Source organism: Ancylobacter tetraedralis (genome assembly GCF_014195655.1).
Taxonomy (GTDB): domain Bacteria; phylum Pseudomonadota; class Alphaproteobacteria; order Rhizobiales; family Xanthobacteraceae; genus Ancylobacter; species Ancylobacter tetraedralis.
The window spans coordinates 463,816-475,380 of record NZ_JACICD010000003.1; the positions used below are offsets into that span (position 1 = coordinate 463,816).

Genomic DNA, 11,565 nt, shown 5'->3' on the forward strand with positions numbered 1-11,565 from the left:
GACCTCAGTAAGGGCGGAAACCGCCGCTAATGGCGAAGCGCGTGCGCTTGCCGCTCTTGGCATCGCAGGCGCGCTGCAGGTCGCGCAGCTCGGCCTCGATCGCCGCAATGTTGCCGGGCGAGAACCGCGTGCGGCGATTGGTGAGAGGCGAACGGATCTCGATTTCCTCGACCTGCTCGCCGGTCAGCACCTTGAGCTTGTAGGCATAGAGCGCCTGCCAGAGCGCGCACGGGTCGTCCGCGTCGACGCTCTGGCCGGCAATGGTGACCATGCTCATGGCTGTGCCGGCTCCCGCCTGCCCTCGGCCGCCGCGCCATTCGGCCCGGCGCCGCCGCTCATTGGTTCGTACGGATTCGGCAGGCCGAGGTCTTTCAGCCGGGCGACTTCGCGCGCCATCTGCTCAAGCTCGGTCTCCCAGTCTTTACCTTCCGCCGCATATTCGGCGGCGAGCGTGGTGAGCTGTTTTTCCAGCCGGGTCTTGGAGGTCAGCGCATCCTTGTAGGCATCGGCGCTCGGGCGCGGCGGACCCTGCCAGATGCCCCGGCAGATCCGCGCCCGATTGGCCGAAAAGGCGCGATAGCCCCCCTTGAACGGGATGCGGCCGGCCGCGATCTCCTCATCCAGCCAGCAGGCGAAGATGCCGAGCACGATCGGCTGCGGCACCCGCGAGCGCCGCCGCTCGATAATCGGCCAGATGGTCGCCACGCCCATTTTTTCCGAGGTGTAGGTGGAACCCTCATGGTCGAGCGAATAGGCCTCATAGGTCACGCCCAGGCACCGAGCGATCTCGCGGCGAATGTCGCGGGAGAAAGGCAGGTAATTGTTGCCGGGCGTCTGGGCAGTGTGGAAATCCAGCTCCTCGCCGGGGCCGAGATGGCCGATGCGCGCCGATTCCGCGAGGTTGATCCCGCCCTTTTTCAGCGCGTCGATCCGCTGGCCCCACACGTCGATGAGGTCGGCCTGAATGCCCCCGACATGCGTCGTCCACTCCGCCGCCGTGCCCGTCCAGCCGGACGGCGGATCGGTATCCGCCAGCGTCTGGATAGCCTCGAATGCCGCCTGGCTCGGTTCCGGGCTCTTGATCGTCGCCGCGAATGCCGTCTGCAGCAGTGCGGTCGCCAGTGTCGCGTCCGCCAGCTGGTCGCTCTGCGCGATCGCCTTGAGGCACGGCGCCAGCGGCGTGATGCCACGCGGGCTGCCCGGCGCCGCGCCGCGATCCATGGCGTGGATCACGTTCGGCAGGCCGTTCGCGGTGCGCGCGGCGATATCCTCGTCGCGATCGATCCCGTCCTGGCAGCGGCGAAAGCGATAATGCGTCGCCCGGCCGTTCGCATCGCGAAAGATGCCCTGATACAGGCCCTCCATCTGATTCGTCGTGCGCGGCACCCGGTGCGGCGCCACCAGGCTGAAGCGCGTGCCGCTCTCGGCCCCCTGCCGCTGCAGGGGGGGCAAAAAATCCAGCACCACAAAGGCTTCGCCGCCCGCGAGATAATAGCGTGTGGCGCCGTCCAGCATCTCGATCAGGGTCGATTCCCCCGCGAGATCGCACTCGTTCTTGTCGCCCGACCATTGGGTGAAGCGGTCCTCGACAAGGCTGGCCCAGGCCGAGGCCTGCTTGTCGTCATAGCCGAGACCGGTCAAGTTCGGTCGAAAGTTGAAGGTCAGCGCGGGGCCGACCATGTCGGTCACAACCTGCTCCACCGCGCCGGCGATCCAGCCATTGTTCTGGACAAAGTCTGTCGCCAGCGCATAGGCGCGGTCTGCCGCCTCCCACACATCGCGCGCGCTGTCCCGGGTATAGGCCCGCCGCATCGACAGGATGCCGGTGCTGTTGTCCCTGAGGTAGCGCGCCGAAGGCCGCATCGCCGGGGCCGCGGCGCCCGCCGCTGGGGCGGGAAGCGCCGGCACGGCGTCCGGCAAAATCGCGCGCGACCCCGCCGCCCGCCGATACCTCGGTTTCGCCTCGACCATGCTCTCTTTTCCCTAGGAATAGGCCCCCCACGATCCCCGCCGGCGGGATGGCTGCGCGGGTGGCACAGGAGGCGGCGGCGCGGGCGAGGCCGGTATCGGACTCGGCGCCGCATCGAGCGGCGCAGAAGCGCTGCCGCCCCCCGCCACCGCCTGCTTTGCAACTTCCGAGGCGAACAGGTCCGCCGGGGCGGCCACCGCGTAGCGTGCCCGCAGCGCCGCCCAGCCGTCGCGCGTCAGGCGGGAGATGCCGAGCAGTTCGGCCATCGCCATGGCGTAGATACGCGCATCGAGTAGATGGTTGTCCTTGCGCAGCTTCTTCCATTCTTCATGGTAGCGCCCGTTGACCATCTTCTGCTCGAACCATTCCGCCGTGATCTGTTTGAAATATTCCTCGCCCAGATCAGCGTGGAAATGACAGTAGCCCGGAGGATCAACCTCGGCGCCCGCTGCCAGTCCCTTGCGATGCAGATTGCCGTAGAATTCGCTTTTCAGCGACCAGGTGCCCACCGGCCATACCTTGCCGCCACGGAATTTCCGTAGCTTTCCATCTTTCTTCACGGACTTGTTCGATGGTTGGCCGATCGCCGGCACACCTCGGCCTTTCAAGCCCTTGATGGCGTAGGCATTCACATGCCGCCGGCACCATTCGATGACTTGCGAGGTGCGGTTTCCGTCGCCGGCATCCACGGCGATGGCATCAAGCCGGCGCGCATTACCATGCGCGTCCGGCCATGACTTGGCGTGCAACTCCTCCAGCAGCAGCCAGGCACCCGCATTCGGATCGTCGGTCGAGCCGGCGAGAAATCCGGCATCGACCACCCAACTCTGCCGATCCTCGGCGAAAGCGGGGAGCTCATACCACAGCCCGTCACCCTGCACGTCGACCCCACCCACAAAGATAAGGCCATCGGGCGGGATCACACCGCGTTCATAGGCCTCGCGCCGCTCCATGAGCCTTTCATGGTCCGGCGCGTTGCCGCGCTCCTGAAACGGCAGGGCGAGAACGCGCTTGGTGTAGCCGGCAATGCCCGCCTCGCTGCCAGTGCGTTCAGCCGTAATCTTGGCATTGGCGATCGCTTCATAGCTCAACATGAGGCTGATGAAGCCGTCGATGTGGAAGCCGGGATGACGATCCGGCCCCTCCCGAGTGGCGATGAAACGGCCGGCGCGTACCGCGGCGACGCGCTCCATCTCGCTCATCCAGTGACCGCAATTGGGGCAGACATAGTAGCTCTTGTGCGGCTGAGCACGATCGACATGGAAGCCCGCATCGGTCTGCACGAATTCGAAGTCATCGGCCGGCGGGCATTCCGGGCAGCGAATGTGCCAGAACCTCTGGTCGGACCTGCGAAAGGACCGATCGATCCGACAATGGCCGGGCGCCTCACCCAGTTCGTCGCCACTATCCTGCTCCGGCGTCGATAGCTCGAAAATCTTGTAGGACTTCTGCCGCAGAAAGGCGGTGAAGCGACCGAAGAACAGCTCTTCCGGGTCCTCGCCCTTCGCCGTCTCACTCCACTTCGACAACTCGTCCTTGACGCCATAGCGCGTGGTGCGCATCGACAGGTCAGTCGCCACATTCGCATTGGCGAGGCTGATATAGCCGCCGGGGAACCTCTTCTCATAGACCGTCGAGCCAGCACCGGAGCGCTCTTTCCCCGGCAGAATGATCCGCTTACCCGTTTCCTTCTGCCACGCGTCGATCAGCGGCTGCAGCTTCTGGCCGTTGATGTCCTGCAACATGTCGATGCCGGGCACGCCGTAGATGATATTGTCCGGCGCCACCTCGGCCAAATACAGGCACCATGCCAGCGCGAGGATCGACACGCCGGTCTGCTGGCTCTTGCGCACCGTGACGAGGTTGCACGGGTGCTCGATCGACAGGCACCGCGCCACCTCGACCAGATAGGGCGCATCCGCCGCCGACCAGCGCTCACCCTTCCTCTCGCCATCGACGAGCACGATGTTCCGCGCCAGCCAGACATCGAACGGCAGGGGCAGTTGCGGGCGGATGGCGGCCGACAGCCGCTCGGCCACCAGCCGCAACGCGCCCGCATGTGCGTTCATCCGCCGTCATCCGTGAGAGCCGCATCGGTCGCCGGCGCCTCCACGCCGATCTTGGCCAGGGCATCCGCGATCTGCGTATTGATTTCCGCCGCGAGCGTGCGCAGCAGCACGCGCACGCCATGCACACCTTCCTTGGCACCGGCAAGAGCGATGTCGTCCGCCTTGTTCGGCAGACGGGCGATGATGGCCTGTGCCTCGCGGCCGACATGGTCCAGCGCCTCGCCGATCTTGTCGGCGCGCAGCAGCTTGCCCGAATCGACACGCTGCTGCAGCCGGGTCTGCTCGACCTTGAGCCACTCGTTGATGCGCCGGGCTTCGTCAAAACTGTCGTTGCGCCCCGTGCCAGGTTCGGCCGGCGGCGCAGATGCGCCGCGCGCCGCCGCGACCTTGGCCGGGTTCACGAACTGCCCGCGGTGAAAGTCATAATGGGCCAGCGAGACCTTCGCGACGCGCCCCCGCCCATCGCGCTCAACCGGGATATCGTGCTTCTCGATGAGCGACTGCACGACTTTCGAGACAGCCTGCTTCGAAATCCCATCCCGCTCGACGATCTGAGAGATCGCCCACATGATGCGCGGCCCGCCGCTGTCAACCGGCTGCGCCATCTGTCAACCCTGTCAACCCAAGCTAAACCACTGTCTCACTGACAGAATTCCGCGCTCCGCCGGGACCGCGGGCTGTCGGAAAGGGGGTACGGTCCCTGAACCCGGGGGGTGCAGTTGCGCGGGCGCAACAGGTCGGAGGGGCGCGGAGGGGGGATGCCTTCGGGGTCACATCGCCACCTCCCGCCGTCAGGTCCGTCGCTTGAAAACGAAAGCGCCCGGCTGGGGGTCCAACCGGGCGCTCTTTCGACGGGGTGAATATGCGTCAAGGTGGATCGGCTGTCAAACGCGCCGTTTCCGCTTTGCTTTCAATGGCTTGCCAGCCGCTGAATTATCGCTCGAAACGGCCTCCAGCACGCGGCCGGTGCGCAGCAGCCACGGCGAATCACTGACTTTCGGCCCTTGCGGCGCCCAGCGGGTGAGGCGATCGGTGAGATCGGTGGCCAGGATGCCGAGCGCCGCGTGCCATACGGCATAGACCGCACGGGCATGCATCATCTCGGCAAAGGTGAGGCCCGGCGCGATCTCGCCATCGCGCGACGGGCGGCCGCGCCGGCGGGCGACATCGGCATAACAGTCCGGCCGCGTGGAGGAACGGGCGTGCAGCAGCAGATGCACCGATATGGTGATCTTGCGGGCCAGCGTCACCATGCCATCCGCCCCGGTGATGCGCGCCCGCTCGCCGGGGAACTCCTCCACCCTGCCGCCCTCGCCCTCGATCATCGCCCGGTCCAGCACCATGGTCGTGCCCGTGTCGGCATCGATCGCCGCGAAGGCCGCATCGAGCGCCATGACGGCGTCATGCACCATGGCCGCGTCGTCGCAATCACCCGGCAGAAGCTCGTAGGGCGACACCCGCACCACGGCGCCGAGCACCGAGGCCCGATCGACCGCACCCCAGCTGGAGGCCAGATCGCCCGGCCCGGTCCACCCCATCCCCGCAACCTTGTCGGCTTCCATGTCACGGTAAGCCCAGACCAGCAGATCCTCGATATCGATCGCTTGTTTCACGCCTCGCCCCTTCTGTCCCACCTGTCCCACCTTTATTTTCAAGAAAACAAAGGTGGGACAGGCATAACGCCTTGCCAATGCTGGCATTGTCCCACCTGTCCCACCTGTCCCACCTCAAATCGACCTTTGAGCCGCGAGAGCGGTGGCGTCGGCGTGATCCACATTCCAACCCCGTGGCTTTCGCGCGCGCGTGATCGCGTACATACGCGCGGCAAGGTGGGACAGGTGGGACAAAACCTTGAAGATGAACCCGTTTTCGCGTCCCACCTTGCAAATCCGCTGCGCGCGAGGTGGGACAGGGTGGACGCTGCCGGGGGATCTACCCCAACAAGACCGGTCTCTCTCACGCATCGGTTTCGCCCCAATCCACGGGCTGGCCGAGTTCAGTGACGAAAGCCTCTCGGCACGCATCGAGTTCGGGCAGCACGTAGCACCATGTGCGTTTGAAAACGCCGGCGGCCACCTCCCAGGTCAGCCGCGTGCGCTTGATGCCCGGCACCAGCTTGCGCAGCTTCATGCCGACCGCCGTCGCCTCCGCCTTGCGGCGGATACCTATCTTCTCGGAGGCGTCGAGATAGTCGGAAAACATCACATCGGCCGATATCTCAGTGAGCCAGTATTCGCCGGTGCGCGTGGTCGTGCCGGTGGTCAGCCGCTCGAACCACCACGATTCGACGCTGTCGAGCGAGCGCAGTTTCTGTTCGAGCAGGCCTTCCGTGCGCGGGATCTTGCGCAGATCGACGGTCGAGAGGTCGAAATGCAGCAGGTCGTGCAGCAGCGCCTCGCGCCCGCCATTATCGAGCTCCTCGTCCATTTCGCGGAAATAGTCGGTGTTCTGGGCGCATCGCGGGTGCACGTCCAGCACACAGAATCGCCGCTCGTCCTTGCCGGCCGGCACCACCCAATCCTCATTCGAGGTCATGAGCAGGCGCACGAAATTGTCGATGCGGATGGGATCGATGCCCTTGGCCTCGATCATCTGGAATTTCGAGGTGACAAGCCCCTTGAGCCGGCCTTCCGCCGCCTTGTCGCCCGCCCACACCGCTTCTTCCGCCTGAAGGAAGATACAGGACGCCATGTGCGCGTTGAACTGCCCCGTCACGTAGCGCGGGTCGTCGACGGCGAAGTAATGGGCGGAGATCAGCCCGCCGATCACCTCGCCGATCTTGGTCTTGCCCGTGCCCATCTTGCCGCGCATCACCAGCGCGGTGCCGATCCGCTCGCGCGGGCGCTGCATCATGTGGGCAAACCAGCCGAACACCCACTTAAACAAATCGAGGTCGCCCCCGCAGACATTGTTCAGCAGATGGTCCCGAAAAATCGCGTAGGAGCCGCCCTTTCGCGGCGCCACGGTGAAGCCGCGCCAGAGGTTGAGATAACCCTCGGTCGGCTCGGCATCGCTCCCCGGCTTGAACTCGATACCCTTGTACTGCCGGCGCTCGCGGCTGGTCAGCCAGCGGTTCGCCCACGTCATCACCTTGAGGTCGCCAGCGGAGTTGACGGTCTCGGTGTATCGATTCGCGAACCATGCCTTGAATGCGTCGATGGAGATGATGCGTAGCCGATCCTCGATCGGACCATCGGCCTGCTCATGCACGATGACGGCCTTCGAGCCCATGAGCACCAGAGCCCATTCCTCGTTCATCCGCTCCAGCGAATAGCCCATAGTGCGACCGCGCGGCGGCTCGCCATCATCATCAGGCGCCGGCGCCTCGGCCTTCTTCCGGCGCTTGGGCTTAGGCGGCGCTGGCGGAGTTGTGGGTGGCGGCTCATCGGGACCTGCCTGTCCCGCCGGGACAGTCCCGCCTGTCCCGATCGCCGGGGCGTCTGCCCCCTCCGGGAACACGGCCGCAAGGATGGCGTCGTCCGGATCGATCGTGGGAATATCGTCCGTCACGCCGCGCACTCCCCGCCTTGCAGCATGGAATTGAAATCGCGGCCCGGCTCCGGCCAGGCCGTCAGGATGCGCCGCCCCGCGCACGCGTGGCGGGCTTCGGCCCGCTGCATGGCGAGGCGCGTGGTGAAGGGGTCGCTGTCGCCGTCGCCGAGCAGGCGCAGGTCGAAGACGCTGTTGGGGATCGTCACCGCCTTGCTGGCCAGGTCCGGCTCCGCGCCCGGCACCAGCAGGGTGCGCCCGGCCGCATCCTTGGCGATGGGATGGCGCACGCGGCAGCCCGCCGCCGCCTTGCCCGCCAGATTGCCCAGGTCGCCCGCCGCCCAGAAGGCGATGCCGTCCAGCGGGCGCCCCTTGCGCACCATGGCGGCATAGATGGACAGCACCGTCTCGATGCCCTCGCCAATGATCAGGCAGGTGGGCGAGGCGCAGCGCAGCAGCTCGATCTGCCCGCCCTGCTTGCTGCCGCGCATCTTCTTGGCCTGCAGCACCTCGCCGGTCTCGGGGTGGGTGATCACCGCCTTGCCCTTGGGCTGGTCGAGATCGAGCCAGGTGATGTGCAGGCCGAGGAAATGCCCGGTTGGTGCCGTGATCGCCGCGATCATGGCCGGCCCGCGATGGATGGCGCGCCACACATCGCGCCCGCGCTCGTCGCGCCCCTCATGCACCATGTAGGGGTGATCGGGGCGGAAGCGCAGCCGCGCGCCGGGCGGCACCCGGCACCCTCGGCGCAGCAGATATTGCTCCGCCGGCGAGCCCGCCACCGGCCGCGCCTCCTGCCACCAACCATAGAGCCTGTCGCGCTCGCGGTTGCGAAAGCCCGCCTGCGCCACCTCCTGCTGCGCCTGCTTTTCCGCCCGCTCGGCCGCGCGCCGCGCCTCCTCCGCGTCATCGACCTCGCGCGGCCCGCCAAGCCATTCCACGGCCTCGCGAAAGCTCTTGTGCTCGTACTCCTCCACCAGCCGGATCACGTCGCCGCCCTTGCAGCAATGGGCGCACACCCAGCCATCGGACCAGCATTCGAAGCTGGTAGAATCCTTGGCGTGCGGGTCCTTGGAGTGCAGCGGACACGGGCCAACCATGCGCCCAGTCTTGGTGCCCCGCCGCAGGCTCACCCATTTGCCAGCCACCTCCGGCACCGGGTTGCGCCGGCGCAGATCTTCGAGAGCGGCGGGGGTGATCATTCCGGAACCTCCAAAAACGTATCTTGAGATGATACTTTTCTCTTGCTCTTCGTATCATAACAAGATACGTTTTTATCATCGAAAGCGGCGAGGCAGCGATGATCGTGAACTTCAAAAACAAGCTGGCGGAAACGGTGTGGACCGGCACCGTCGGCAAGGGGTTCCCGGCCGATCTCGTCCGCACTGCCCAACGCAAGCTGGCCATGCTCAACGCCGCCGTCACACTCGACGCGCTGCGCGTGCCGCCCGCCAACCGGCTCGAAGCGCTGAAGGGCGACCGCGCCGGCCAGCACTCCATCCGCGTGAACGATCAGTTCCGCATCTGCTTCGTCTGGCGCGATGGCAGCGCCGCCGATGTCGAAATCGTCGACTACCACTGAGGAGAGACAATCATGATTGGCCCCCACCCCCCCATCCATCCCGGGGAGATCCTGCGGGAAGAGTTTCTCACCCCCCTCGCCCTCAAGCCCTACACCGTGGCGAAGGCGCTCGGCGTGCCGCGCACCCGCATCGAGCGGCTGATGCGCGAGGAAACACCCGTCACCGCCGACACGGCGCTGCGGCTCGGCCGTTTTCTCGGTACCGGCGCGGAATTCTGGATGAACCTGCAGTCGAGCTTCGACCTCGCCACGGCCGAAGGCGCGCGTCCGGAGATCGCAGAGATCAAGCCGCACCAGGTCGCGGCGTGAATGCCCGGCCCCCGGAATAAAAGTCACGTGCCCGCGCATCACTCCGCTGCCTCCTGAAACAGGGGCATCGCGAGCGGGGCCTTGCGACTGGCGGGGCGCAGGACCTCGCGCGGGCGATAGTTCGCGCGCACCAATGCCTCGGCCTCGGCAGGGCACACCGAGTTGCCGCACATGCGGCCCTGCTGCTCCAGCGTGAAATGCACCGTCGAACCATCCTCGAGGATGCCGCGATCGATGATGTAGTCAGGCCGGAAACCCTGCGCATTGAACCGCTCGCGCGGGGTGAGCATGCGCATTCCGATGTCGACCAGCACAGCCGCATGTCCGTCCACATCCAGGGTGACGAACTCCCCGTCACCCCAGCACCCGTGGGAGCGCAGGAACTCCGCCACCTCGCGCGCACGGGGTTCGTGCTCACGCCCGAAAGGCGGCGCGCAAGCGAGAACATCCACTAGGCCGAACCGGGGCTTCTCGGTCTCGGTGCGGCTGGGCTGGTCGACGGGCGCGCCGTCATCGTCGGTGCCGTAATAGACCGTCATCAACGGCAGAGAGATCACCGCGCTGTGCTGACCGCCGGCGCTTTGCGTGCGCACCGGCGCGTCGACCGAGGCGTCCCTTCGGTCGCTGCCGCGCAAGGTCAACATGCTTGCGGCGACCACACCGTGCTGGGAACCCGCGCCTAGAATGGTATTGGTCGGCTGCTCGACTCGGTGAGCCGGCGAGCCCGGATGCGAACCGGCCGTGTGCTGGGCAATGAAAACCGCCGCAAGGCCGGCTTCGTTCCCGGTCGGCACTGGCGTCGGATGAGGCCGATCAACTGACAGGGATCGCGGCTCCTGCCCATCGCGCTCACCATAGCGCGGGACCAACATGGGCACCGCCACGCACAGGTCCGGCTTGCCGGTCTGGGTCAACACAGGCGCGTCGCCGGGCTGCGGCTCGCTCTGTGCGGCTCGGCCACCACAGCCGACGAGGACGGCAGACACCAGACCAAGGGGCGCTGCGCCACCACCATGCGTTGCGGAGGCATGCGCGGTGACGGTATGCAGCGGTTCATCGATCTTGTGCCCGGTAGAGCCAGAATTGAACTTCGTCACATAGGGCATGATGACGCCGTTCTGGTCTTTCTCGGAGGCGCAGACCGTATGGAGCGGCGCCGTTGACGGCCGCGTGCCGCCGCCCTGCTGCGCATAGGTGACAATGGGCACCGCCACGGCATCGTCCCGCGTCAGGGTGAGCGATGTCACGGGGAGCCCGAGCGCGCGGTCCCGCGGCTCTCCCCGCGCGGTGTGGTTTACCTTGACGAGGAAGGGGCGCGGGTTGTCGAGCACATGCCGTTTCGTGCCGACGGCCAGTCGTGCCCGCGTATTGAACACCAGCGGACGCTTCGCCCGCACGCCGAATTTGCGCTTGATCTCCTCCGCCGTGTCGAAGATCGAGGGGCCCGGCAGCGAGAAGTCGATCACATGGCTGGCCGCCGTCCGCCACGGCTGCAGCTCGCCGCGCGCAATGCGCCCGGCATCCGCGGGATCGCTGGGGTTGCCGAAGGCCGGCTCGGGCCACACGATCGGCTCGCCGTCGCGACGGATCACCATGTAGAGCCGCTTGCGGATGGTCGGCGCGCCCGCCTTCCAGGCGCGGCGCTCGCGCCATTCGATGGCGGGATAGCCAAGATCGCGCCACGCCTGCACGAACTGCTTGAAGATGGCGCCCTTCTGAAGCGGGCAGCGCTTGCCGTCCTGCGTGAGCGGGCCCCAATGGGCGAACTCCTCGACATTCTCGAGGACGATGACGCGCGGGCGCTGCCATTTGGGCAGGGCCTTGACCCAACCGACAATCGCCCAGGCAAGGCCGCGCGTGCTGTCCGCCCCGCGCCGCGGCGGGCCGCCCTTGGCCTTGGAATGGTCGGTGCAGTCCGGGCTCATCCACAACAGGCCGATCGGCTGCCCGGCGCACATGCTCACGGAATCGACCACCAGCACATCCTGCACCAGGTGCCGCGTGCCGGGGTGGTTGATGCGGTGCATGGCGAGGGCCATGCGATCGTGGTTGACCGCGATGTCCGGATCGCGCCCGAGCGCCGCGCGGATGCCTTCCGACGCGCCGCCACCGCCCGCGAAACTGTCGATAACGAGTTCGAGCATCGG

General features: G+C 66.5%; 10 protein-coding genes. 2 read left to right on the plus strand and 8 right to left on the minus strand.

The window, feature by feature from the left end:
• Nucleotides 1-4 precede the first annotated feature (4 nt).
• From FHS55_RS10605 to FHS55_RS10635, 7 genes are all read right to left on the minus strand, one after another.
• Complete coding sequence (locus FHS55_RS10605; protein WP_183189685.1) at nt 5-277, minus strand: hypothetical protein; 273 nt, start codon at nt 275-277, stop codon at nt 5-7.
• Nucleotides 274-1,863 (minus strand): phage portal protein, encoded by a 1,590-nt coding sequence (locus FHS55_RS10610; RefSeq protein ID WP_246340021.1) that lies wholly within the window; start codon nt 1,861-1,863, stop codon nt 274-276. Before FHS55_RS10610 ends, FHS55_RS10605 begins: the two co-directional genes overlap by 4 nt.
• A 120-nt stretch (nt 1,864-1,983) precedes the next feature.
• Nucleotides 1,984-4,008, minus strand: a complete 2,025-nt coding sequence (locus FHS55_RS10615) for a terminase gpA endonuclease subunit (protein ID WP_343056122.1) — start codon at nt 4,006-4,008, stop codon at nt 1,984-1,986.
• A 26-nt stretch (nt 4,009-4,034) separates the two neighbouring features.
• Nucleotides 4,035-4,643: a hypothetical protein gene (locus FHS55_RS10620; RefSeq protein ID WP_183189690.1), complete on the minus strand. Its 609-nt coding sequence runs from the start codon at nt 4,641-4,643 to the stop codon at nt 4,035-4,037.
• Nucleotides 4,644-4,922: 279 nt separating this feature from the next.
• Nucleotides 4,923-5,651, minus strand: coding sequence for a hypothetical protein (locus FHS55_RS10625; RefSeq protein ID WP_183189692.1), 729 nt, complete (start codon nt 5,649-5,651; stop codon nt 4,923-4,925).
• 343 nt (nt 5,652-5,994) lie between these two features.
• Complete coding sequence (locus tag FHS55_RS23805) at nt 5,995-7,548, minus strand: DUF5906 domain-containing protein (RefSeq protein ID WP_183189694.1); 1,554 nt, start codon at nt 7,546-7,548, stop codon at nt 5,995-5,997.
• The gene (locus tag FHS55_RS10635; RefSeq protein ID WP_183189696.1) at nt 7,545-8,729 is read right to left on the minus strand and encodes a DUF7146 domain-containing protein; all 1,185 of its coding nucleotides are present in this window, start codon (nt 8,727-8,729) and stop codon (nt 7,545-7,547) included. Before FHS55_RS10635 ends, FHS55_RS23805 begins: the two co-directional genes overlap by 4 nt.
• Before the next feature lie 98 nt (nt 8,730-8,827).
• Between FHS55_RS10635 and FHS55_RS10640 the strand changes: the two genes are divergently transcribed.
• Nucleotides 8,828-9,109: a type II toxin-antitoxin system RelE/ParE family toxin gene (locus FHS55_RS10640; RefSeq protein WP_183189698.1), complete on the plus strand. Its 282-nt coding sequence runs from the start codon at nt 8,828-8,830 to the stop codon at nt 9,107-9,109.
• Between the two features lie 12 nt (nt 9,110-9,121).
• Nucleotides 9,122-9,418: a HigA family addiction module antitoxin gene (locus FHS55_RS10645; protein ID WP_183189700.1), complete on the plus strand. Its 297-nt coding sequence runs from the start codon at nt 9,122-9,124 to the stop codon at nt 9,416-9,418.
• Nucleotides 9,419-9,456: 38 nt separating this feature from the next.
• Here the strand turns inward: FHS55_RS10645 and FHS55_RS10650 are convergent, their stop codons facing one another.
• Nucleotides 9,457-11,562, minus strand: coding sequence for a DNA cytosine methyltransferase (locus FHS55_RS10650; protein ID WP_183189701.1), 2,106 nt, complete (start codon nt 11,560-11,562; stop codon nt 9,457-9,459).
• Nucleotides 11,563-11,565: the final 3 nt, after the last annotated feature.